This is a genomic window from Cryobacterium sp. CG_9.6, assembly GCF_029893365.1.
Taxonomy (GTDB): Bacteria; Actinomycetota; Actinomycetes; order Actinomycetales; family Microbacteriaceae; genus Cryobacterium.
Window position 1 is genome coordinate 82,661 of record NZ_JARXUZ010000002.1, and the last position, 22,624, is coordinate 105,284.

General features: G+C 59.4%; 21 protein-coding genes, 1 pseudogene and 2 riboswitches. Of the genes and pseudogenes, 12 read left to right on the plus strand and 10 right to left on the minus strand.

Annotation, left to right across the window (positions count from 1 at the left end; translation table 11 throughout):
- Positions 1 to 176 precede the first annotated feature (176 nt).
- From H4V99_RS16025 to H4V99_RS16040, 4 genes are all read right to left on the minus strand, one after another.
- On the minus strand, positions 177 to 1,319 hold the full coding sequence (locus tag H4V99_RS16025) for a glutathione-independent formaldehyde dehydrogenase (RefSeq protein WP_280680266.1): 1,143 nt from the start codon (positions 1,317 to 1,319) through the stop codon (positions 177 to 179).
- A gap of 609 nt (positions 1,320 to 1,928) precedes the next feature.
- A complete protein-coding gene (locus tag H4V99_RS16030; protein ID WP_280680267.1) occupies positions 1,929 to 2,384 on the minus strand; it encodes an SRPBCC family protein in 456 nt (151 codons plus the stop codon).
- A 160-nt stretch (positions 2,385 to 2,544) separates the two neighbouring features.
- Positions 2,545 to 3,129 carry a hypothetical protein gene (locus H4V99_RS16035; protein ID WP_280680268.1) on the minus strand — a complete coding sequence of 195 codons (585 nt, stop codon included), beginning with the start codon at positions 3,127 to 3,129 and terminating at the stop codon, positions 2,545 to 2,547.
- Positions 3,130 to 3,663, minus strand: a complete 534-nt coding sequence (locus H4V99_RS16040; RefSeq protein WP_280680269.1) for an FUSC family protein — start codon at positions 3,661 to 3,663, stop codon at positions 3,130 to 3,132.
- A gap of 352 nt (positions 3,664 to 4,015) precedes the next feature.
- On the opposite strand from H4V99_RS16040, the gene H4V99_RS16045 reads away from it, so the two are divergent.
- Together H4V99_RS16045 and H4V99_RS16050 are read left to right on the plus strand one after the other, a co-directional pair.
- Positions 4,016 to 4,882, plus strand: a complete 867-nt coding sequence (locus H4V99_RS16045) for a DNA/RNA non-specific endonuclease (protein WP_280680270.1) — start codon at positions 4,016 to 4,018, stop codon at positions 4,880 to 4,882.
- A gap of 1,134 nt (positions 4,883 to 6,016) precedes the next feature.
- Complete coding sequence (locus H4V99_RS16050; RefSeq protein ID WP_280680271.1) at positions 6,017 to 7,378, plus strand: DUF4143 domain-containing protein; 1,362 nt, start codon at positions 6,017 to 6,019, stop codon at positions 7,376 to 7,378.
- 155 nt (positions 7,379 to 7,533) lie between these two features.
- Here H4V99_RS16050 and H4V99_RS16055 read toward each other — a convergent pair whose 3' ends face one another.
- Positions 7,534 to 8,214: a response regulator transcription factor gene (locus H4V99_RS16055; RefSeq protein WP_280680272.1), complete on the minus strand. Its 681-nt coding sequence runs from the start codon at positions 8,212 to 8,214 to the stop codon at positions 7,534 to 7,536.
- 339 nt (positions 8,215 to 8,553) lie between these two features.
- Between H4V99_RS16055 and H4V99_RS16060 the strand changes: the two genes are divergently transcribed.
- Positions 8,554 to 8,766 carry a hypothetical protein gene (locus H4V99_RS16060; RefSeq protein ID WP_280680273.1) on the plus strand — a complete coding sequence of 71 codons (213 nt, stop codon included), beginning with the start codon at positions 8,554 to 8,556 and terminating at the stop codon, positions 8,764 to 8,766.
- Positions 8,767 to 8,996: 230 nt separating this feature from the next.
- Here H4V99_RS16060 and H4V99_RS16065 read toward each other — a convergent pair whose 3' ends face one another.
- Complete coding sequence (locus tag H4V99_RS16065; RefSeq protein WP_280680274.1) at positions 8,997 to 10,208, minus strand: IS4 family transposase; 1,212 nt, start codon at positions 10,206 to 10,208, stop codon at positions 8,997 to 8,999.
- Positions 10,209 to 10,480: 272 nt separating this feature from the next.
- Here H4V99_RS16065 and H4V99_RS16070 point away from each other — a divergent pair.
- The 4 genes and pseudogenes from H4V99_RS16070 to H4V99_RS16085 all read left to right on the plus strand — a co-directional run.
- Positions 10,481 to 11,368, plus strand: a pseudogene (locus H4V99_RS16070) (IS1380 family transposase); the annotation flags it as partial.
- Positions 11,369 to 12,557: 1,189 nt separating this feature from the next.
- Positions 12,558 to 12,932 (plus strand): recombinase family protein, encoded by a 375-nt coding sequence (locus tag H4V99_RS16075; RefSeq protein ID WP_280680275.1) that lies wholly within the window; start codon positions 12,558 to 12,560, stop codon positions 12,930 to 12,932.
- Positions 12,904 to 13,004, plus strand: a riboswitch (TPP riboswitch). It overlaps the preceding gene by 29 nt.
- A gap of 56 nt (positions 13,005 to 13,060) precedes the next feature.
- Positions 13,061 to 13,825, plus strand: coding sequence for a 3-oxoacyl-ACP reductase (locus tag H4V99_RS16080; RefSeq protein WP_280680276.1), 765 nt, complete (start codon positions 13,061 to 13,063; stop codon positions 13,823 to 13,825).
- A 13-nt stretch (positions 13,826 to 13,838) separates the two neighbouring features.
- Positions 13,839 to 15,155: an LLM class flavin-dependent oxidoreductase gene (locus H4V99_RS16085; RefSeq protein ID WP_280680277.1), complete on the plus strand. Its 1,317-nt coding sequence runs from the start codon at positions 13,839 to 13,841 to the stop codon at positions 15,153 to 15,155.
- Here the strand turns inward: H4V99_RS16085 and H4V99_RS16090 are convergent.
- Genes H4V99_RS16090 through H4V99_RS16100 form a run of 3 tightly spaced genes read right to left on the minus strand, consistent with a single transcriptional unit; the run spans position 15,152 to position 17,802 of the window.
- Positions 15,152 to 15,946: an ABC transporter ATP-binding protein gene (locus H4V99_RS16090; RefSeq protein WP_280680278.1), complete on the minus strand. Its 795-nt coding sequence runs from the start codon at positions 15,944 to 15,946 to the stop codon at positions 15,152 to 15,154. The genes H4V99_RS16085 and H4V99_RS16090 overlap by 4 nt on opposite strands.
- Entirely contained in the window at positions 15,939 to 16,733 is a 795-nt protein-coding gene (locus H4V99_RS16095; RefSeq protein ID WP_280680279.1) for an ABC transporter permease, read from the minus strand. The genes H4V99_RS16090 and H4V99_RS16095 overlap by 8 nt, the downstream gene beginning before the upstream one ends.
- A gap of 7 nt (positions 16,734 to 16,740) precedes the next feature.
- Positions 16,741 to 17,802, minus strand: a complete 1,062-nt coding sequence (locus H4V99_RS16100) for an ABC transporter substrate-binding protein (protein WP_280680280.1) — start codon at positions 17,800 to 17,802, stop codon at positions 16,741 to 16,743.
- 38 nt (positions 17,803 to 17,840) lie between these two features.
- Positions 17,841 to 17,950, minus strand: a riboswitch (TPP riboswitch).
- Between H4V99_RS16100 and H4V99_RS16570 the strand changes: the two genes are divergently transcribed.
- The gene (locus tag H4V99_RS16570; RefSeq protein WP_348522381.1) at positions 17,939 to 18,223 is read left to right on the plus strand and encodes an SDR family oxidoreductase; all 285 of its coding nucleotides are present in this window, start codon (positions 17,939 to 17,941) and stop codon (positions 18,221 to 18,223) included. Its footprint overlaps the riboswitch before it by 12 nt.
- A gap of 76 nt (positions 18,224 to 18,299) precedes the next feature.
- Here the strand turns inward: H4V99_RS16570 and thiE are convergent, their stop codons facing one another.
- Complete coding sequence (gene thiE, locus H4V99_RS16110) at positions 18,300 to 18,944, minus strand: thiamine phosphate synthase (protein ID WP_280680281.1); 645 nt, start codon at positions 18,942 to 18,944, stop codon at positions 18,300 to 18,302.
- A 147-nt stretch (positions 18,945 to 19,091) separates the two neighbouring features.
- Here thiE and thiO point away from each other — a divergent pair, with 147 nt between their 5' ends.
- Genes thiO through moeB form a run of 4 tightly spaced genes read left to right on the plus strand, consistent with a single transcriptional unit; the run spans position 19,092 to position 22,569 of the window.
- The gene (thiO, locus tag H4V99_RS16115; protein WP_280680282.1) at positions 19,092 to 20,324 is read left to right on the plus strand and encodes a glycine oxidase ThiO; all 1,233 of its coding nucleotides are present in this window, start codon (positions 19,092 to 19,094) and stop codon (positions 20,322 to 20,324) included.
- Positions 20,317 to 20,571, plus strand: a complete 255-nt coding sequence (gene thiS / locus H4V99_RS16120) for a sulfur carrier protein ThiS (protein ID WP_280680283.1) — start codon at positions 20,317 to 20,319, stop codon at positions 20,569 to 20,571. The genes thiO and thiS overlap by 8 nt, the downstream gene beginning before the upstream one ends.
- Positions 20,572 to 20,575: 4 nt before the next feature.
- Positions 20,576 to 21,403 (plus strand): thiazole synthase, encoded by an 828-nt coding sequence (locus H4V99_RS16125; protein ID WP_280680284.1) that lies wholly within the window; start codon positions 20,576 to 20,578, stop codon positions 21,401 to 21,403.
- Complete coding sequence (moeB, locus tag H4V99_RS16130) at positions 21,400 to 22,569, plus strand: molybdopterin-synthase adenylyltransferase MoeB (protein ID WP_280680285.1); 1,170 nt, start codon at positions 21,400 to 21,402, stop codon at positions 22,567 to 22,569. Before H4V99_RS16125 ends, moeB begins: the two co-directional genes overlap by 4 nt.
- Positions 22,570 to 22,624: the final 55 nt, after the last annotated feature.

The window sequence follows — 22,624 nt, forward strand, 5'->3', positions numbered from 1 at the left end:
TCTACTTTCAGTGAACCCTCATTTTAAGAGGGCCCACTGTCCGAGATATCCGCGGCAGGTCAGAATGACCCACTAAAAACATAGCGGCAGGGGAACTGTGCGGTCTAGCTCTCCCTGCCGCGCACGCCATAATTTGGACCACAGAACCTAGGTCACATGGGCCGCTAGGTGTTGGCCTATTCGGGCTTGAGGATAACCTTGGTCCACCCGTCGGTGCGGTCGCGAAAGTTCTTGTAGGCATCCGAGGCATCGCTAAGGGGAATCTCGTGAGAAACGATCCATGATGGCTTGGCTTTACCCACAGCTATCAGTTCGCGCAACTGCCGATTATATTTCTTCACCGGGCATTGGCCACTGCCAATGTTTATTCCCTTGAGCCACTGCAGACCGTAGTCAATAGCAATCTTGCCCTGTTTGGCGTTCTCGTCGATGCCGCCGGGATCTGCGGGCAGGAAAACACCAACAACACCAATTCCCCCGGTGATACGCACGGACTGAATCAGCCGGTTCAGAGTCATGGCGGGATCTTCGGTGCCCTGTGGGTCGTGGGCCTGATAGCCCACGCATTCACAACCTCGGTCCGCGCCAATACCCTTGGTCTGATCCAAAACAAACTGAACCGGGTCAGTCTTCGAGTCATCGATGGCGATTGCACCGATCTGCTCGGCGAGGGCAAGCCGGTCTGGGCGGCGATCCACAACCCAGACTTTACTCGCTCCCTTTATCGTCGCAGACAGGGCTGCCATCAGCCCGACCGGACCCGCACCGTAAATCACTACGGTGTCACCGGGTATGATTCCAGCCATCTCGGTAGCGTGATAGCCCGTAGGGAAGATATCCGAAAGCATCACGTAATCGTTTTGCTTTTCTACAGCGTCTTCACCCAGACGCAAGCAGTTGTTATCGCCGTAAGGCACACGCAGCATTTGGGCCTGCCCACCAGGATACGGTCCCATTCCCGCGAAGCCGTAGGCGGCGCCCGCACCGACCGGGTCTGACTGAGTGGTCATACAATAGTTAGTGAAACCGCGTTCGCAATTCTTGCAAAACCCGCAAGAAATATTGAACGGCAGCACGACGCGTTCGCCGACTTTTACCTTGTCGACGCCGTTACCGACCTCGATGACCTCGCCCATATTTTCGTGACCAAACGTGCGTCCAGTCTCAAAATTGGTGCGTCCCTCGTACATGTGCAAATCTGAACCGCAAATATTCGTGGCCGTAATGCGCACGAGAACGTCAGTGGGACGTTCAATCGTGGCATCCGGAACTTCTTCAACGTTGACCTCATTGGGGCCTTTATAAACGACTGCTTTCATTTCTTTTCTCCCTGGTTTTCATGACCGTAAACATGAACGGTCCGTCTTCTTTCGGAGGTGTACAAATTTCAGTGCCGGGGCAACCTCAAGCTGCCCGCAGATTGTGCCTAGTTTGTGTCTATCACCGTTCCATGTGCACCACCTCACCGCCGCAACTATCGCGACGCCCACACCGGGCATCACAGGCCAGTGTCCGTCTCGTACGAAGCGACCAGCAGTGTGCAGGCCGGATCAGAAGAAATTGACTGAGCCGAAAATCCTCATCACAAAAAAGCAAAAACGCAGGGGGCATTACATTCCCAGCTGCTGCGTGCTGGGGAAAGTCAAAAACACGTTCTCCAGAGACGGACATTCGCCAGCGTCAAGGACCACCGCACCCGCGCCAAAATTCTGACACACGTGCCCGCTTGAACAGACTGTGCGGTTCACTTTCACAGAACATGTGCTCGAGATGGCCGACGGATTTGGAGTTTATGTCGCGATCGGGAGTGTCAGTATTTTCCAAACGGTTACTACGTGTTGTGATGTCACGCATCTGGGCGGTGCTGTGGCGAACTTCGTGTGAGGTGTGCGGACTATCACGAGTTGTAAGCCGGTCTTCCAGCAGCGTCAGGCCTGCACATCTCCGCGCCATCCGACATCGCCGGATCCTTTCGCCTCGATGAATTTCTTAAAGTTCGTGAGGTCTTTCTTGATGGCGTGGTCGTCCAGGCTGAGAGCGGCTCCAGCTTTCTCAAGCAGCCCTTTGGCCTCCCAATCAAGCTGAACTGTCACACGCGTCTCGTTCGGGGCCAATTTATGGAATGTGACAACTCCTGCGTGGTCGACTTGGCCGCCAGTGCTGTTCCAGGCAACACGCTCGTCGGGGTGCTGCTCAGTTATCCGAGCCTCAAACGTACGCTCCACTCCGCCGATTTTGATCGTCCACTCGGTAAGAGTGTCGGTTACTTGTGTGATGGATTCAATAAAGTTCAGGAATTTTGGAAACTCCTCGAATTTTGTCCACTGGTTGTACGCGACGGTAACGGGAACGTTGACGTCGACAGTCTCGATGGCGTTGGGCATGATGACCTCCTAATGCGAATTCAACGGATGAAATAGTTTTGCAACCCCTTTCACCGTACCGAAGGCAAATCCAAGGTCAACCCCGGGAAGCAAAACTCACAAGGGACAAGAAGGTGCCTGTGCGCGGAACCGCAACAGCGTGAACGAGCGTCAGGACGGGCTAAACGACGGGCGAGGGATACCCTTCAAAATCTCTCTCGGTCCCCGGGCGAAGCGCGACCAAAATGCGCTTCAGATCGATGACGATCGCGGCCGTGGGGCTGAGCGATGTCGCTCCGGCGCCCAACGCTTGCATGCCGTGCAGAATCGCCTTGACTGCCACGACGGCAGCATCAAAAGGTGCGCTATCACGCGGGCCGTCGTTCGTTGCGCGCAAAGTTTCCGCTACCGCGTGCAGGGCATCGCTGAGAACCGGCTGTAGCTCGGGCGGTAGCTCAAGGGGAATAGGTTTACCCCAGATCATGCCTGCAAAAACCTCAGTCAAGTTGCGCACGTGAAAAGTGACGTTCTCCAGAGCCGTAAGGTCCTCATAATCAACAACAAGATTTCTGCGGTTGAACCGAGCGCGAGGGTTACCCTTACGGCTCTCGTCGGCGTGTTGCACAGCGGACCTGACGTCTCGGGCCGCGTCGGTGAGTGCGTTGCCTCTGGTCGCCCAGAGTTCACGCTTCGGAGGCCAAATCTCGACCAAGGCCACGCCGATATCGTTGAGGTGTGTGGCGAGGGTGCGTCGAAAACTAGTCAACTACTCGACAGCCGTGCCGACGGCAAGCGGTGGTAAAATCAGCAGGTCGACTAAAAGCCCCACCACTATTCCTAGACAGACTTGGGCGAAATAACCGGCCGAGTAGTTATCGGCTTCTGGGCCCCCGATGATGAGAACGAAAAAAGCAGTCAGGGGTACGTGTTCTCCGCCCACACCAAGCCATCGCATTCCTCCGATAAGAGAGCCGAGGCCGGTGACTAGCGAGATCGTCCACACGCTGGGCTCGCTCAGGAGGAGCACGGCCCCGGCGAGGACGATTCCCACAGTGAGCCCAGCGAGGGTTTGCAAAGCGCTACGGAGCGAACGCATAAGCGTGGGATGCATGCTCAAAAGTGCGCCCAGCGGCGCGTAGTACCGCAATTCCTGAGCATCTCCGGGGAGGAAAGGGGACAGCGTCCAGGCAATCGCCACAGCAACAGCGATCTTGGTGACCTGGAGGAACCGCGGAGGTCGAAGACGACGGCGAACCGACGCCAACCGTGATGCGTTCCACGGGAAAATCGTTCTCGGCATCGTCTGATTCGCTGCTAAAGCAACGGAGAGTTGGGATCCGCTCGCCTGCAGGTCAAGCGCAGATGCTGGCGAGGTGCTGGGAAACATCCGACAAGAGAAACACTCCCGCAGTAAGCCGGTAACGAAACTGACTCGAAAGGTTGACACCTTCTGTCACTTTATTCATGCAGATTCCTGAACCATCGAGATCTTTTTTAAGGCTAAGCAGCCATCAAAAACAGCAATATTCCCAGTTCGGGCACACGCACCTGCGGCCAACAAATAATACCAGCGAACAAAAAATCTTCCCCCTCAACGCCGCAAGATAAGTCCGAAAGCCCCAAATGGCAGCTCCGACTGCTTGACTATCACCATGACCGCAGATTTACTTTATCCTTCTGGATATAACGCCGAGTTCCTTAAAACTTGTGTGCCGCTTCCGGCCTCTCCCGGGGGAACCCTGATTCGTGAACTGCTTTACACACATTTCACCGTGCTAATCGACCCTGCGCGCCGCCTCGCGCTCGTGACCGGCGTCAACATCAACGGAGACCAGCTCGTTACCGCTGACCGGGGCGACGACTGGCACCTCGACTCGCGTATCCCGCTCTATGAACAGGCCGGGGAAGACGTCTACGCCAGAAACAAACTCGACCGCGGACATCTCGTCCGGCGCCAAGACCCTGTGTGGGGCGACAAAACGATAGCCCGTCGAGCGAATTACGATACCTTTGCTTACACCAACGCCGCACCCCAAGCCGGAGTCTTTAACCAATCGAAACAACTCTGGCTCGGCCTCGAGGACCACGTCCTCACCTATGCACGCACCAACGGTAACCGCATCAGCGTCTTCACTGCCCCCGTGCTCTCAGCCGAGGATCCGATATACCGCGGCGTGAAAATCCCACAAGCGTTCTGGAAAATTGCTGCATGGACAGCGACCGCAAAAAACTCCACCGTTCTGCGCGCTGCCGGATTCGTCCTCGACCAAAGCCCACAATTAAAAGACATCGAGCTCGACACGGTCCGCGCTCCTGCCCTCATCGACAATAATCCCCCGCCGCTTGGACCGTACCGGACCTATCAAGTACCGATCACCGACATTGTAGGCCTTACCGGGCTCAACATGGACGCCTTATCCGAAGCGGACGTCTACGCCCGGACCCCAGTTATCCGAGAAGGAACGGACCACCGAACGCACTGGATCGAACTGGTCGACATCGCAAGAATCCACCTCTGACCACACTGAATCTTCTACATCCAGCTCAGTTTCGCGCACAGGTATCTGGACTGCTGCGGGAATTGCGCTGTCCGAAATGCCCGCGGCAGCTCAGCCCTCTGGGCCGTGCTCCGTGACCACACCCACTACCAGGAACCAACTACGATCCCAATGCTCAAAACTGCTTGATAAAGACATTGAGATTCCCAATGGCCAGGTATGGCACGGTCAGAAACTTCTGCAGGTCGCTCGCTGATCATGATCATGTCGGGGATCTTGCCCGAGTTCTTCGCGGCAGGCCGTCTCGGCCGACGAATCGCACGGCCGGTTCGCAAGTGTTGATGCAGATCAGCACGTAAATGACCGCGGCCCTGCACGTAAAGTGCTTGGTAAATCGCTTCGGGGCTCACCCGCATCTCCTGCCGGTCCGGGAACACTCTCGCCAAGTGGTCACTGATTTGTTCCGGACTCCATTTCACGCACAGCTTCGTCTGCACCAAGGATGCCAGTTCCGGGTGATCGAATTTGCTGGCCTTAGGTCGACGCCCGCGAAGCTCAGCCTGTTTATGCGCCGCATACGGGGCATACCTCGTTCGTGCTCGAGGGCCAGCCTTGGAACCACCGCGAGCTAACTCCCGACTGATCGTCGCCGGAGACCTGCCCACCTCGGCAGCGATCGCCCGCACACCGGCACCGTTCACGTGCAAGTCCGCGATCCGCAACCGCTCTTCCAAGCACAAGTACCGCCCAGACCTCTCGGCCTCCGGAACAGGGATCCGTCCTCCCGTTGCTTGACGCCAACGCCGTCCAGTTCGTCGATTCACTCCCACAGCACCACCCGCCGCCGTCAGCGTCGACCCTTTAGACATCAACACCCAAAACCGAGCCTGCATCTCCACCAGCTCACACTTCGACCACATCGGCAACACCTCTCAAAATGGAGTGTCGCAACGACCAGTTGAATCCGCCAAACCTCATACGGGACAGTGAAAACGGTGGAGCGGTCGCACTCATCGAACGCTCAATACGGTGGACTAATAAGGCTCAAAATGGAAGCGTTTGAAACGCTCAAAATAGTGTACTAGTCGAGGTACGTGGAAGGGTCATCACAAGGAACGGTATCAGAGACGAATCATCGACGACACGCTCGACGAGTTGTTCCCTTCCTTCGCGGCGATCTCTATCGACGGGGCTCGCGCGATCGGCAAGACCTCCACCGGGCGGCAGCGAGCGAAGACAATTCTCGACTTGGACCTCCCTGAAATGCGGGAGTTGATCAGTGCGGATCCGAAATACTTGAGCCGAGTAGACACCCCCGTCCTCATTGACGAATGGCAACATGTCCCCGAGGTCTGGGACCGTGTTCGTCGCCTCGTCGACAGTAACTCGGCCGGCAAACGGTTCATCTTGGCCGGCAGTGCCGCACCCGTTGGCGCCCACCTCCACTCCGGAGCTGGGCGCATCATCAGATTCCAAATGCGACCCCTCTCCATCGCGGAACGCAGCCTGGCGACGCCCACAGTCCGCGTCCGCGAACTGCTCAGCGCAGACACCCCGGAAATCCACGGTTCAAGTGACGTCGAGCTGCGTGACTACGTCCGCGAAATCACCGCCTCGGGATTTCCACAACCCCGCCAGATGACCGATCGTGCCCGCGCAGTGTGGCTCGATGGCTACATCGAGCGAGTCATCACGCACGACTTCACCGAACAGGGACACAGCATCCGCCAGCCGGAACTACTGCGCGGCTGGTTGCGCGGTTACGCCTCAGCCACTGCCTCCGCAACCACGTTCGCGAATATCGGCGCCAGTCTCGACCTAGGTGAACCAACAGAACCGACAAAGAACACGTCGATCACCTACCGGGACGTCCTGAGCAGCCTCTACCTGCTTGACCAAGTCGACGCATGGTCGCCCAGTCAGAAACTCCTGTCACGAGATGCCCTCGCGCCGAAGCATTTTCTCGCGGATCCGGCACTTTCCGCCCGCCTGCTGGGCCTCAACGAAGCCAAACTGATGTCAGCTGCTGCGCCCGCGACCAACACCGGCGACCGGGCTCGCCTCGGCGATTTCTTCGAGGCACTCGTGGCCCTTAGCCTCCAGACCTATGCGGCAGCGAACGACGCGAAGAAGTCACACTTCCGCGACCATGACGGGCGGCACGAGATTGATTTCATCATCCACCGAGGAGATGCGGAAGCTGTCGGCATTGAAGTCAAGCTCAAATCCGCGGTCACCGACCACGACGTTCGCCACCTGCTCTGGCTGAAGAAGTCGCTCCCCGACCACATCGTCGACCTCGTCGTCATCAACACGGGTACCCATGCGTATCGTCGACAGGATGGCGTGGTGGTCTTCCCGCTCGCCTTGCTCACCGCCTTACGGACGATGCACGCGCCAGAACGACTCAAGCAGCTCACGGTACGTCACTCACACAAAGCGCCCGTAAGCGGAAGGCGGATTCAACGGGCCACGTTTAAATGTGCTCCGGGAATAGGTTGGAGGGAAAGGCGCTGAGGTAGTGGGCTAGCATAGCGAAGTCTTAACTTCAGTTTGGTAGCCCGTCCATCACTGTATGGTCCGCGTTCGGTATGGACTGCGTTCAAGGCGGGTACTCCACTTCGCGTGGACCCAATCCAACCAGTGGTGAGTCAGGTGCACAGGTGCACGACTCACGCGCGCGCCCTGGTCTCCACACTGCCAGGCTTGGGTTCAGGATTTGTAATCCGGACGCGATCTGGTTGGAAGCCGTGTTCTATTCCCCAGAGCACCGCGTTAGTCCTGCTGTTCGCCCCAATTCGTCGATAGCAACTTCGGATGTAGGTTTTGATCGAGTTGATCGACAGGTGGGTTCGCTCGGCGATCTGCGTGTTACCGAGCCCCTGCGTGATCAGGGCCAAGATTTCGGCTTCACGCTCAGTAAGGCCTCCCTCTCGGCCCGGCCAGTCGCCCATGACAACCGCTGAGATGTCCTTGCGTCCGGCGTGGATCCGCTCACCGTCGGCGTGGATCGCCTCCAGTGCGGCTACGAACCCGGACGCGGGTAGGCCTTTGGAGATGTACCCACCAGCTCCGTTAGCGAGCGTGGCTTCCATGTGCGCCGGATCAAGAGTCCACGAATAGACAGCCACCACCCCGACCAACGGGTTCGAGGCAAGCTCGCGAACCGCGGCCTGATCTCCACGAGTGGCCGCGAAAGTGTCGTAAAGAGCAATGTCAACTCGATGGTTAACCTGCTTATTTGCATCGAGCTCGACCACTCGAATCCTGTTATGGTACGAGCGCAGCATCTCCGCGACACCGCGAACGACCACCTCGTAATCATTGACCAGAGCGACACGAATTGGATCCATACGTCTACGATATGGTGTACGTTCTGATCTGGGTGAAAGTTCACCCCTTAGGGTGAGGTTGTCGCGCACAGCTCGGCATATTGTCGGCTTATGACCCTCTTTCCCCGATCTTCTGATGACATGCCTCACCGATCGCTTCGACCACTCTCAGACTCTCCGTCTGCACCGCACCCCGCCCCCCTTCGATGGGAAACGGTCAGGCAGAATAAAGTGCCCACGATCTACCTCCCGCAGCAAGACCGTGGCAAGGGACTCGAACAGCCAAACCCGGCGCGCGCGACATTCATACAGAGACCGAGACGGGGGAAATCGACAACCGGAGGTGACGAGACGCAGAGCGTGACCCGCGTCTCGGGTAAGCGTCGTTCGAACTTTCCGAAGATGCTCACGATCCGAGAATTGCTCGCCGAACTGGGCAAAATCGAAGACGCAGCGAGAGTATCCCGCGGCAATGAAGTGGATGCCCGTATGTGGACAAGGCGAGAGCAGGAGATCATCCAAGAACTCCACCGGCGCCGCGACGGGCTTGGTCCCGACCGTAACAACCGCTAACCCGACGAACTCGGTTCGCGGAGCTTAGCCTCAATGCCGTTCAGTTAAGCACTTGAATGGTGATTTCTTGCTCGTGATTGGGTTGTGGCCAGTGGGCGTGGTGGAAGCGTTTGGCGGGCCATTTCGAGACCTTGCGTTTGATGACGCGAGGGTTTGATCGTCGTCGGCGCGCGGGATTCAGCCTTCGGATGAGGGCGCGGATGGCATGATGCCAGACTGCTGTGGCGTGGTCAGGGTGCGGAGGGGGAAAAATCGCCCTGTGCCACTGAGCGGCGGGCGATGCGGAGTGCGGCGATGAAGGAGACCCGGTCGGGGTCGCGGTGAGCGTGCTGGGCGGCCTCGACCATGAGGGTGCGGATCGCGTAGTGGCAGCACAGGTGGCCCCAGATTTCCTGCTTGACCAGGTCCGGGGATTTGGACCGCAGCACCATGCGCGGGCCGCGTTGGTGGGTTTTCAACTCGTCGAACACCGTCTCGATCTCCCATCGTTCGGAGTACACGGTCGCGAGTTCTTCGGCCGAGGCCTCGGCCGGATCCAAGATCGTGGTCAGCAGACGGTAGGAGTCAGGATTGTCGCGTCCGTCGTCGATCGTGTAGTCCACGACGCGAACCGTCAATGGTGTCGTCAACTGCCGCCCCGTGCCGGAGGTCGGAATGATCGTTGCCAGCCAGGACCCGTCAGCGAGGGTCTCCTGGTGCCGGGGGCGGAGGTTCGTCTTGACCCGCCAGAGCAGATCAGCGCCCGTCGCTGCTGCCTGTGCCCACAACCGGAAGCCGTAGAAGCCGCGGTCAGCGAGGACCAGCATGCCCGGCTTGAAGCGGCCGGTCAGCTCTCGGGAGAGTTCAATTTCTGACGTCGTGCACGGGCCCATCACCGCGTCCAGAACGGCATGCGTTCCGCACTCGGCCAGCGCCACCAGGCGTGCCTGCGGAAAAGCAGATTGCTCCCCACGGCTGACCGGTGGCCGGCCAAAGAACTCCGTATTCACCACGCTGTCGGCCAGATCCAGGATCGTTCCGTCGATGGACATTAGACGCCGCCCAGCCAGCCACGACCTCGGCGTGTCAGGCCTAGCCAGCGGCCGAGCTACGCGGGCAAACAAGTCCCGCACCGGTTCGAACCCCAGCCGCCTGCGCGCCTGAAAGATGGCCGACTTTGACGGCGGCGCAAACGTCTCGGACCAGCCAGTTGACCACGACAGCCCATTCGTCAGCTGAGCGAACACATCCTCGTAGGACGCTTCGGCATACAGGCCCATCCCGATGGAGAAATACGCCATCACCCGTGCCGGCAACGCCCGGTTACGCTGCTCCGTCCGCCCCGCGGCCTGGACCACCTCGTCGATGACATCAGCCGGGAACACACGGGTCAACAAGCCGACCGATACCAAATCCGACAACCGACGGTCCGAGACCGGCTTCACCCACCCTGTACGCGCCATAGCCACAACGTAACACGAGAATGCTTAACTGAACGGTATTGGGCTTAGCCTGAATCCACCGATCGACGTGAGGTTCTGACGGCGCGTTAAACCGAGAATGCCCATCTGATCAGGTAAAATAGGACTTGTCTAGAGGTCAACGTTACCAAGCAGAGGGGCATCTCGTAGATGCAAGTTTCCCACACCAACCGCGCCGTTTCTGCATCATTCACCGACCCGAATCTTGTATCGTCCGCTGGGTTGGTCCCGATCATGAAATTGGCCGCCCGTGCGGGATTGGCTACGGGTGCTCCGGGGTGCGCGGCCTCAACGCCATCCTCGCGACAGTCAAGACCGACGTATCAGCGCCGATCATCATCGGCCAGCGACTGCGCCGCGGTTCCTGCCGATCACCGCGCGGCGCCGCACGCCCCATCAGAGACGCCCTGGCTACGACCAAACGGCTCCGCGGAGCCGACACGGCACGCGTGCCCTTTCGTGCCGACTCTGCCTTCTACGATCACGCCTCAATCAGCGCGGCCCTGAAAGCTGGTGCCGACGTTTCGGTCACCGCCCGCATGGACCCCGCCATCAAACGAGCAATCGGAACGATCCCCGGCACTGCCTGGACAGCAATTGAATACACCAACGCCATCTACGACGAGGGCACCAAAACGTGGATCAGTAACGCCGAAGTCGCCGAGGTCCCGTTCACCGCGTTCACGTCCCGCAAGAAGAACGAGCAGATCACCGGGCGCTTGGTCGTGCGGCGGATCCCGGAACTGAACAAGAAAAACGTCGACCAGCCAACCCTGTTCGACACCCACCGGTCCCACGCTTTCTTCACCACCAGCACCCTCGACACCGTCACCGCCGACAAAACCCACCGCGCCCACGCCACGGTAGAACTCGTGAATTCCGACCTGAGGAGCAGCGCTCTGGCGCACCTACCCTCAGGCGGTTTCACCGCCTATGCGGCCTGGCTGGTCATGGCCGTGATGGTGCTTAACCGCACCCGCGCCGCTGCGACGACCGAGGGAAACGGTCTTGCCTGAGCGACCACCGCAACGATCCGCCGGAAACTTATCAGCGTCCCCGCCAGAATCTCGACCTCCGCGAGGCGCATCACCCTGCACCTGCCCGAACACTGGCCCTGGGAGAAACCCTGGACGGCCCTGTTCAACCAGAACTTCCGCCCGAGACGACCCGCCTACATCCACATCAACAGGAACACCAGTGGAACACCCCGGGCCGCGAGCCCCGGACCACACCCACGCCCGAAACGCCAAAACCTCGCCAAACCAAAATCAGGATTCCTTCAGACGCCGACCGGTGGATTCAGGCTTATTCGTGGCCGTCGCGACATCGTAAGCGGCAAGGTGGACAAGCTTTTGCGCCGGAGTGATCGAACGCCTCCGCGTCGGACCACCCGATCTTGGCCCTTCGGGAATGCTGTTGTTCATAGGACTATCGTCGCGCACGACGCTTATTGATGGGCTGGACATGGTGAATCAGTTCCTAGTTCTCGCCCCTGCAACACGGCGGACTTGCTATTAGCTACTGGCCTCACCCGATCCTGACACGCAGGGGGTTACGAAATGCTGCGTTCAGCAGGTCCGCAACGCCAAAAGTTTCATCGAGTGTGAGCCCGACCAGATCAAGATCTTGGCCAAAATAGGCGCCGCCCGCCGGTCGCACAGTCTGCGGGAAGCCTTTGCGCAGCACTGCCCGATAACGACAATTGGGCGGTGTATTTGCCGGCAACGGCATGCTGCCAAGGGGCGGGGGTATGTTAGAGGGTGGTGCAAGCGGCATCGGAGCTGGTCGAGGTACCGCCGGTCTGGACCGCTCATCACGAGGAGATTCAATGTCGAATCAGGGTCATAAACCGTGTGCAACGGGAGATCTCGAGGTCCGTAGTCTGTCCGATCATGAATGGCGTGTGAGCGATCGACGCTGCCATGAAAGGTCGCCCGAGAAGGTGCTGGGTTACATCGAAAAACGTGGTTCCGTTTTTGAAGTCATGAACATAGAAGCACCGCGGCGACATGTCATGTTCGATCATTTCGAGTCGGCGGTCGCCTCGTTTGTGTCAGTTTTTCCGGCTTAGATTTTATCCACGGTGTTGGCGTCAACGTGCCGATTCACTCAGCGCGACAATAACGTGTCGACGTTGCGGCGTTTAGATGAAACCGGCGCGCCTCAGGCCGCCGACGCTGATGTTTTGTGACGTGTGGTGTTCGGTAATGATCGTTCGCACGACACTCCGGGACAGGTTCAGTTGGTCGCGGAATCACAGGGTGGGTTTTGTAATACTTGGCGTGTACCCGTCTATGTAACGCACTACCGAGTTGGTGATGCGGTTTTGTTATGCCAATTGGATACGGCCGGGTCTCCACCCGAGACCAGCACCCCGAAGCCCAACACGATGCCCTGACCGGGGCCGGTTGCGAACAGGTCTTCCTCGACACAGCGTCGGAGACCCTCGCCGGCCGACCCGAACTCGACAAAGCTCTACTCTCGGCCAACCGGGCTGGCGATCAAATCGTGGTGACTAAACTCGACCGGCTCGGCCGGTCGTTGGAAAACCTCATCGAGTTATCCAACACCCTGCAGGCGCGCGGCGTTGACCTGGTAATACTAGACCAGGGCATCCCGGCAGTTGATGAGTTCAGGACGCGGATTCGCCGATACCAGGCGGTTGCGTATACTCATTTTCAGCGACACGGGGTGCCGACTGTATGACGGTTGGCTGAGATGACACCCGTTGAACCTGATCTAGTTCGAACTAGCGAAGGGATGTCACGGAGAATTACGTGCACCGTATTGGTGCCGGATCTCGTCCTTTCGCCTTACCCAAGGTGAAGAAAATCATGCAAATAGCAGAACAGATTGTCCTGGTCACCGGCGGCGGACGCGGCTTGGGTACAAGCATCGTGCACGCTTTCGCGGCTCAGGGTGCCCGGGTAGTCATTAACTATCGCAACAGCGCCGCAGCGGCGGAGACCCTGGCTGCTAGATATGGCCGTGAACATGCTTTTGCTGTGCGGGCTGACGTGACCGACCGATCCCAGGTCGCGGCAATATTCACGCAGGCTCAGGCATATTTTGGGTCTCCTGTGACAACGGTGGTCAATAACGCGTTGGCCGATTTCAGTTTTAACGGCGATGCTCGCTCTGGCGCTGCCGACATCAGTTGGGACGAGTTTGAGGCGCAGTTCTCTGGCAGTGTCCGCGGTGCCCTGAACACGACGCAGCAGGCGCTGGCAGGCATGCGTGAGGTCGGGTTCGGCCGCATTATCAACATCGGCACGAACCTGTTTCAAAACCCGGTGGTGCCGTACCACGACTACACGGCCGCCAAGGCTGCCCTGCTCTCCCTGACCCGCACCCTTGCCTCAGATCTTGGCCTGCATAACATTGCTGTGAACATGGTCTCCGGTGGGCTGTTGCGCACCACGGATGCCAGCGCGGCCACCCCCGAGGACGTGTTCGACTTCATTGCCGCGTCTACCCCGCTGCGCAGGGTGACAACCCTGGCCGAATTTGCCGATGCGGTACTTTTTTTTGCTTCCCCCTGGGCGCGGTCGGTCACCGGTCAGAACCTGGTGGTCGACGGCGGCTTGGTGATGAACTAGGGCCGCGCCGGTTATGTCGGCCCCGCGCCAGCTCCACTTCAATGCGTTCCTTATGGGTTGTGGCCACCACGGTGCCGCCTGGCGGCGGCCGCAGTCGCCCATCGAGCAGTTGGGGGACATCAGTTTCTATGAACGGCTCGCCCAAAGCGCTGAACGTGGCTTCTTTGACGCCGTGTTCTTCGCCGACGGGCACGCCGTCAATGATGTGAGCACCGGCCCGCGGTGGTTTCTTGAGCCGTTGACGGCGATGGCCGCGATGGCGCGGGCGACGAGTCGGATCGGGCTGGTCAGCACTATCTCGGCGACCTTTTTTACGCCTTTTCACGCGGCGCGCATGCTTGCATCGTTGGATCACATTAGTAAGGGGCGCATTGGCTGGAACGTGGTCACTTCCATGTTTGACGCCGAAGCCCGCAACCATGGAATGGACGTGCTGCCCTCCCACGACCAGCGCTACAGCCGGGCAGCGGAGTTCATCGAGGTGGCACTGAAATTGTGGGATTCGTGGGAGGACGATGCTCTGGTCCTGGACCGCGGAGGTCTCTATGCTGACCCGGCCCGGGTGCAAGCGATCGGCCACTCCGGCGAACACTTCCGGGTGGACGGCCCACTGACGGTGCCGCGCCCGCCGCAAGGTCGACCGGTACTGTTCCAGGCCGGCGCCTCCGGCCCTGGCCGGGAGTTGGCCGCCCGTTATGCCGAAGGTATCTATGCGGTGGCATATGACCTCGCCAGCGGGCAGGAGTATTACCAGGATGTGAAGAGGCGCATTGCCGTAGCCGGCCGCGATCCGGATGCGGTGTTGATCATGCCCGGCCTCGTCACCTATGTGGGGTCCACACAGGCGCAGGCGCGGGCGAAGCAGGCGGAGATCGACGCCCTCCTACCGACCGAGCAGTCGCTCGTGCAGCTGGGAACGTTCGTGCAACAGGATTGCAGCAACTGGGATTTGGATGCGCCGGTGCCGGCGCTGCCGCCGCTGGCTGGCTTCACCGGGCCGCAGGGCCGGTATGCGACCATCCTACGAATTATCCAGGCTGAACAGCCCACGGTCAGGCAGTTACTGGGCCGGCTCGCCGCCGGCGGTGGGCATTGCACCATGGTCGGAACGCCCGAGCAGATCGCCGATCAAATCGAAGTGTGGTTTCATTCCCTTGCCGCAGACGGCTTCAATGTCATGCCGCCGCTGCTGCCGGAATCCTTGGACGAGTTCGTGGACCGGGTGATCCCCGTGTTGCAACGGCGCGGCCTGTTCCGCACCCGCTATACCGCCGAGACCTTACGAGGGCACCTGGGGCTGGAACGCCCCACGGTCGGCGCTTCGGTTTAGGGTCCTCTGGGCGAGCGGGTCTCTTCGTGCAGGGTCGCCAGGAGTGTGCGTTCGTATCCGGCGAACTCTGCTGAGGTGGTCATCGACAGCGCGCGCGGCCGGGGCAGGTCGATGGTCAGGTTCAGCCGCACGGATGCCGGCCGCGCGCTGAGAACGACCACCCGGTCGGCAAGGTAAATCGCCTCACGGATGTCGTGGGTGATCAGCACCGCAGTCCAGGCGTTCTGGGACCACACCCCTTGCAGCCAGGACTGCATGTCGGTGCGGGTGAGGGAGTCCAGGGCCCCGAAGGGTTCGTCCAGCAACAGGACATCTCTGCCCTGCACCACGGTGCGCAGCAAGGCCGCGCGCTGGCGCATGCCCCCGGAGAGTTCGAAAGGATGTGCATCCTCAAAACCAGACAGGCCGAAGGCTGCAAAGAGACTGGCCGCCCGTGCTCGGGCGATCTTCTTAGTTTCCCCCGCCACCTCGAGGCCGAGGGACGTGTTCTCCAGAATGCTCCGCCACGGGAACAACAAATCCTTCTGCGGCATGTATGCAAAGTGTTCATGGTCACCGGTGACGACATGCCCGTCGACCAGGACCTCCCCGGAACTGGCCGTCTCCAGGCCGGCCATAATGTTGAACATGGTGCTCTTCCCGCATCCGCTCGGACCGATCACGGCAACGAATTCGCCCGGCTGCGCCGAGAAGGCGACGTCGTCGAGGACCGGCCGTACCTGCCCGCGGCCGAGCGGAAACGACTTACATATTTTGCGCAGTTCGATCTTCGGGGGAGTCGCCTCAGCCATGCCAGCTCCTGCGTTCCTTCGAACTCCAAGGAATGATCGCCCGTTCGGCGACGTAGGTCAACAGGAACAGGCACACGCTCACGAACGCGGTCACCGCAACGGCAGCCAACACAAGATCGGTGCGAAAGGAGTTCTTCATCATCGCCATATAAATGCCCAGGCCTCGCTCGGCGCCGACGTACTCGGCAAAAATGGCACCGGTGACGGCGTAGGCGATTCCGATTCGAAGGGCCGTGAAGAACGAGGGAAGCGCCGACGGAAGACGCACGTACACGAACTGCTTCCACCGGTTGGCCCCCATGCTGCGCAGCAGATTGATCGCGTCCCGATCGGTGCGGTTGAAACCGTCAATCAGTCCGACCGTGACCGGAAAGAATGTCACCAGGGCGATGACGATGACTTTGGGTAGCAGTCCGAATCCGAACCAGATGACCATCAGCGGCGCGATCGCAATGATGGGTATGGCTTGGGATGCCACCAGCAGTGGCACCAGTGCTCGCCGCAGCCCTGGTGAAAAATCGATCAGGATCGCCAGCGTCCACGCGACGGTCAGGGAGACGGCGAAGCCGAGAAACGTTTCTTGCAGGGTGGGGAGCGTATTGTCCCAGATCGCGGTGCGGGCCTCCCAGCCCTGCTGAAGAATGCGTTGCGGTGAGGGCAGGATCGCCGGCTGCACTCCGCCTGCCGTCACCGCCACCTGCCAGGTAATCACGAGCGCGGTAAGGATCGCGGCGGGAGGCGCGAGCGCCGAGAGTACCCTCGTGCGGGGCGCTGGAGCCGGCTTCACGGTGATGCTATTTTTCGCTGAGGTACTGCTCGGTGAACAATGTCGACGTGTCCAGCGATGCCGTGAGCGGTTTGCCGTCTTCGTCGGCCAAGAGGCCGGCACGGTAGAGGAAATCGGCCAGCTGCTGCCAGGTTTCTGCCGACTGAGTGCCCACTTTACCGTTGGCATCTGTGAGGTAGGAAGCGCTCAGTTTTTCCTGGCTTTGGTAAACGAGTTCCGTGTTTTCGAAGACGCCGGGATTGGCATCGATCAAAATCTTCGCCGCGGCATCTGGATGATCGGCGGCGTACTGGTACCCCTGTTGCAGAGCCTGGACGAACTGAGCAGTGGGGACAGGGTGCTTGGCCGTCCAGGCCCGGTTTGCCTCGACGATCACCGAGTATTGGTCCGGTAGGCCATAGTCGTGCAGAGCGAAGAACTTCATCGGGGTGCCACGAAGAGCGGCGTCGATACCCTCCCAGGTGGTGAATGCCGAGGTGAAATCAACTTTGCCGGCATAAAGGGCCTCATAGGCGGAGGTGCCCAGCGTAATTTTCTTAAACTCGCCCGTTCCACCGTCGTTCTTGATGACATCCGCAGCCTCGGTGGGAAAAACTGCGCTGGGGTCTGCCATGCCGAGGGTCTTGCCGTCGAGGTCTTTGGGGCTGCGAATGTCGTCGCGGCTGGCCAGGACCCCGATCGCCGTAGCGTCGTGTTGCAGCACCGACATTACCGAGATGTTGTCCACACCCGCTGCCGCCGCGAAGGTGGCCACGTCCTGAAAGCTGATACCGAAGTCAGCTGAGCCGGCATTGATGAGTGCGTCAGTGGATGACTGGCTGTATGGAAGCACCGTCACCTCAAGTCCCGCCTGCGTGAAGTACCCCTTCTCAAGAGCGACATACAACCCGGTGTGATTGGTATTCGGTGTCCAGTCCAAGGCGAAGGCCACCGGAGTCAACGCGGTAGACGAGTCGGTGCCTGTCGCCGAGCCTGATGCGCAGCCGCTCAAAACGATCGCCGCGGCAAGAGCCAGCGCGCCGCCCGTCACCCTCGACGAGGGCGCACTTTTGGGTAGAGATGTTTGCACTGTCGTGCCCTCCTTGATTGTAGGAATATCAGGGCACGGGATGTGAAAGTTTGCCTCCCTGCGCTGGCATGATCCAGATCAGGTTCGACGGTCGAAGATTGATAATCTTCCTCTCAGCCCGGCTCACCGGACTCCCGTGTTCAAGACGAGTGTAACCAAGAAACAGCCAAGCCTGGACAAACAACGTGTTGGTTCACACTCAATGCGTGCGTACCAAGTCATCGAACATCATTATTGCGCCGCCGAGGAGGTTGCCGCCGAATCCCCACTGCGTCGAGTCACCACCCCGGAAGAGTTTGCAGACGCCGCGCTGTTCTTCGTCTCTACTTGGTCCCGTTCTGTGACGGGACAAAATCTTGTTTTTGACGGTGGCTTTGTCAACTTTTGGTTGACAGTACCAGCCGAGCTGAACCGAAACTAGAAGTAGAACTAGACCGTGTTCCCAGGGATTGGCACTCGGTCGGTGACGATTCAGAACTGAACGCTGAACCTGGACATTAATCCAGTGATGGCAGGTATGCGCGCAGTTCTTTCGCTGCTTCCGAGGGATCCTTCGCCTCGGTGATCGCGCGGACGACAACGACGCGGCTCGCGCCGGCCGTCACGACCTGCTCGATGTTACCGAGATGGATGCCTCCGATAGCAAACCAAGGCACGACACTTTTCTCAACGCGCACCTGGTTGGCGGCGTAGCTCACCAGTTCAGGCCCTACCGCGGCGCGGCCTGGTTTGGTCGGTGTTTCCCAGACCGGGCCGACACAGAAATAGTCCAGACTCAGATCGGTCACTGCCTTGTTCACTTGCTCGGGCGTGTGGGTCGACAAACCGACCATGGTCTTTTCACCCACAAGTCGGCGAGCGAGTGCCAACGGAAGATCTTTTTGGCCAATATGAAAGACCGGAGCCTGAGCGAGAGTCGCTATATCTGCGCGGTCGTTGACGGCCCAAAGCTTGTCATGCCGCTCTGCGGAACTGCGGAGCACCTGGAGAAGTTCTAATTCTTCGGCGGCCTCTACAGTTTTGTCGCGCAACTGAATTATGTCCACGCCTCCTTCAAAGGCCGCGTCGAGAAATGCAGCATAATCACCGCTGACTTTTCGGGCATCGGTGCAGAGATAGAGCTGAGCGCGATCACGAAGCATAGGCCCTACACTAGGGGTGATCTGCGGGAGCCTGCACCGACAAGGGAGACAGGCTGAGAGGGCATCGGTTATTTAGTTACCGGCCGACCGTGTTGTGCAAACAACTCACCTGATCCGGTTAGTACCGGCGGAGGGAAGGAACTGTCTTTGACTAAACCACACGTTTTATGCAGCGTTGATGTCGCTGTGATCGGTGCCGGCATTGTTGGCCTCGGAATCGCTTGGTCAGCGGCGCAGTCTGGGCGAACAGTCATCGTCATCGACCCGGCGCCAGCTTCGGGGGCGACGTATGCAGCCGCAGGTATGCTGGCTCCGGTCAGCGAGCTGCACTATCAAGAAGAGGGTCTGCTGGAACTAACGCTGGCCTCAGCGGCGTTGTATCCATCATTCGTGACCCCCCTGGAAACTGATGGTGCCTGCACTGGATATCAGATCACCAGAACGATTATCGTGGGCGCGGATGCGGCTGACCGGCAAGCGCTGGCTGATCTGCGCCAAGTTCAGCTGAGGCGGGGGCTCGCCGTAGAGCCGCTCACCATTCGTCAGGCCCGGTCTATGGAACCTATGCTCAGTCCCCAGCTGTCCAGCGCCTTCAACGTTGAGCAGGACCATCAGGTTGATCCCCGACAGCTGGCCAAACGGCTGGAGAGCGCCCTTGAGATGTGGGCGAGGCAGAAAGAATGGATGCATAGTCACCTGAGTCGGCAGTCAGCTACTGGACTGCTGCACGAAAACCCGGCGAACACTAGCTCGCGTGTCACCGGCGTCGCCTTGGCTGATGGTTCCACCGTTACCGCGGGCGAGGTGATCGTTGCCAACGGTCTGGCCGCCTCGGACTTGCACGGGCTGCCCGGCTGGCTGAACTTCTCATTGCGTCCGGTGTACGGGGATATTCTGCGCCTGCGCGTTCCGGAACACTTACAGCCTCTGCTGACGGCGACCATCCGTGGTGTTGTGCGCGGTAACCCGGTCTATATCGTGCCGCGCACAGACGGGACTGTGGTGCTGGGGGCCACCTCTCGCGAAGACGGGTCTGCTGCAGTGTCAGCCGGTGGAGTCCATCAATTATTGCGTGACGGCCAGGTTCTAGTGCCCGCTGTGGCGGAGCTGGAACTCATAGAAATCACAGCCCGTGCGCGGCCGGGAACACCCGACAATGCGCCATTGCTCGGACGTGTCTCGGGCGATTCCGCGCAGCTTGGCGATGACATTGCGGGACTGATCATCGCCACGGGTTTCTTCCGCCACGGTGTGCTGTTGACACCCATAGCGGCGCAAGTGTGTCGGCAACTGCTCGACGGTACGCCCGACGCCCGCTGGAACCGCTTCCGACCGGACCGATTTTCACTATCAATCCCACGAAAGGCACCTCATGACTGACACCCAGTTGGCCACCATCACCGTGAACGGAACAGCGCAGGCGTTCGCGTACGGAGAAACCGTCACGGATGTCATCGCGACTGTAACCGGACGACCGATCGCACCCGACGGTCACGCGGCGGATGGGAACCGGCTCGGCATCGCCGTCGCGCGCAATGCCGCAGTGGTTCCACGGAGCCAGTGGTCCATAACAACGTTGACCGAGGGTGACGTCCTCGAAATCGTCACGGCAGTGCAGGGAGGCTAGGGGTATGAGTACCACCGAAGCGAAGAGTCCGATCAACAGAGTGGGCACCGCTGACATACCCGGCCGCGATTCTTTACTGATCGACGGAGTCCATCTGGATTCACGGTTAATCATGGGTACTGGTGGTGCCCCGAGCTGGGAGGGGCTAGGTGCAGCCTTGTTGGCGTCCGGCACGGAATTGACGACTGTAGCGATGCGCCGGCACAGTCCGGCCACCAGTGGATCCCTATTCGAAATGCTCACCGACCAGAGAATTCGCGTCCTTCCCAATACAGCGGGCTGCTTCACAGCTCGTGAGGCTGTAATGACGGCGGAACTGGCTCGTGAAGCGCTGGACACGGACTGGGTCAAGCTAGAAGTTATCGCAGATGAAAACACGCTTTTGCCCGACGCCGTCGAGCTGGTGGACGCCACAGAACAACTGGTTGGTCGCGGTTTCAAGGTCTTTGCATACACCAACGACGACCCAGTGCTCGCGCTACGGCTAGAAAATCTGGGGGCCGTTGCCGTCATGCCACTTGGTGCTCCCATCGGCACCGGCCTGGGTATCCTCAACCCGCATAATATCGAACTGATTGTGGCCCGCGCCGGCGTCCCGGTGATTCTTGACGCCGGAATCGGCACGGCCTCGGACGCAGCACTAGCCATGGAACTGGGCTGCGATGCGGTTCTCCTCGCCACGGCTGTGACGCGCGCACAGGATCCGATTCGAATGGGGGAGGCCTTCAAACATGCCGTCATTGCCGGAAGACTCGCCTCACGCGCCGGGCGCATACCAAAACGACAGCATGCCTTGGCATCCTCAGCCATGGCAGGACGCGCGCACCTGTGAGTTGTCTACCACCACTGGTCGAACCGGCCGCTGACCTCACCACAGCGGAAGTACAACGTTATTCTCGGCATCTGCTCATTCCTGAAATTGGCGCTATTGGTCAGCGACGACTGAAAAACGCTAGGGTACTGGTGGTCGGCGCCGGGGGTCTGGGCTCGCCCGCGCTCCTCTATCTTGCCGCTGCTGGCGTTGGCACGATCGGCATCGTCGACGACGACATCGTCGAACTCAGCAACCTGCAACGCCAGGTGATTCATGGCGTGATGGACATAGGACGCTCCAAGTTGGCATCGGCCCAAGACGCCGTAGAAAACTTGAACCCGCTGGTAAATGTGCGACTTCATGACACCCGGCTCGACTCTCACAACGCGCTTGACCTTTTTGCCGATTATGACCTGATCCTCGATGGGTCAGACAATTTCGCCACTCGCTACTTAGTCAATGACGCCGCCGCCATCATGGGCAAACCATCTGTCTGGGGCTCTATCTACCGCTTCGATGGCCAGGTCAGTGTCTTTTGGGAGAGGCACGGACCCACCTATAGGGACCTGTACCCAGAAGCACCCAGCACCGGATCGGTTTCGTCCTGTGCAGAGGGTGGAGTTTTCGGCATGCTCTGCGCCGCCATCGGCTCAGTCATGGTGACCGAGGCGGTAAAACTGATTACCGGAGTCGGGAAACCCCTGCTTGGACGTGTCTTGCTATTCGATGCGCTCGCCTCGACTTGGCGAGAGATCAAGGTCTCTAAGGACCCCACTGGAAAGCCGATCACGGAATTGGCTGACTATCAGCTTTTTTGTCGAATGATTCCTGAACGCGATCCCGGTGTTGACAAGACTGTTTCCGTGCACCAGCTTTCAACGATGCTTGCTGACAGAAGTGCTGGGCTGTGCGACTTCGATTTGATCGACGTTAGGGAACCTCGAGAATATGAGATTGTCAGCATTCCTGGATCATGGCTAATTCCACAGGACCGGATCTTCTCCGGAATCGCCCTCACCGAGCTACGCCAAGACCGTAACATCATCGTGCACTGCAAGTCCGGCATACGTTCAGCTGCCGTGCTGGCCGAATTGGCAGCACAGGGCTACACCCGGGTGGAATATCTACAGGGTGGAGTGCTCGCGTGGGTGAATGAGATGGAACCCACCAAACCCGTGTACTAAACATCGTTGATTCTGCACCAGATACATCTCGACTGGTGACGAGTGATATTCGAGT

What these genes read in the sequence shown, in the direction of transcription:
- H4V99_RS16025 (WP_280680266.1), bottom strand. Translation starts at nt 1,319, where the DNA reads ATGAAAGCAGTCGTTTATAAAGGCCCCAATGAGGTCAACGTTGAAGAA.
- H4V99_RS16030 (WP_280680267.1), bottom strand. Translation starts at nt 2,384, where the DNA reads ATGCCCAACGCCATCGAGACTGTCGACGTCAACGTTCCCGTTACCGTC.
- H4V99_RS16040 (WP_280680269.1), bottom strand. Translation starts at nt 3,663, where the DNA reads ATGCCGAGAACGATTTTCCCGTGGAACGCATCACGGTTGGCGTCGGTT.
- H4V99_RS16045 (WP_280680270.1), top strand. Translation starts at nt 4,016, where the DNA reads ATGACCGCAGATTTACTTTATCCTTCTGGATATAACGCCGAGTTCCTT.
- H4V99_RS16055 (WP_280680272.1), bottom strand. Translation starts at nt 8,214, where the DNA reads ATGGATCCAATTCGTGTCGCTCTGGTCAATGATTACGAGGTGGTCGTT.
- H4V99_RS16065 (WP_280680274.1), bottom strand. Translation starts at nt 10,208, where the DNA reads ATGGCGCGTACAGGGTGGGTGAAGCCGGTCTCGGACCGTCGGTTGTCG.
- H4V99_RS16075 (WP_280680275.1), top strand. Translation starts at nt 12,558, where the DNA reads ATGCCAATTGGATACGGCCGGGTCTCCACCCGAGACCAGCACCCCGAA.
- H4V99_RS16080 (WP_280680276.1), top strand. Translation starts at nt 13,061, where the DNA reads ATGCAAATAGCAGAACAGATTGTCCTGGTCACCGGCGGCGGACGCGGC.
- H4V99_RS16085 (WP_280680277.1), top strand. Translation starts at nt 13,839, where the DNA reads ATGTCGGCCCCGCGCCAGCTCCACTTCAATGCGTTCCTTATGGGTTGT.
- H4V99_RS16090 (WP_280680278.1), bottom strand. Translation starts at nt 15,946, where the DNA reads ATGGCTGAGGCGACTCCCCCGAAGATCGAACTGCGCAAAATATGTAAG.
- thiE (WP_280680281.1), bottom strand. Translation starts at nt 18,944, where the DNA reads ATGCTTCGTGATCGCGCTCAGCTCTATCTCTGCACCGATGCCCGAAAA.
- thiS (WP_280680283.1), top strand. Translation starts at nt 20,317, where the DNA reads ATGACTGACACCCAGTTGGCCACCATCACCGTGAACGGAACAGCGCAG.
- H4V99_RS16125 (WP_280680284.1), top strand. Translation starts at nt 20,576, where the DNA reads ATGAGTACCACCGAAGCGAAGAGTCCGATCAACAGAGTGGGCACCGCT.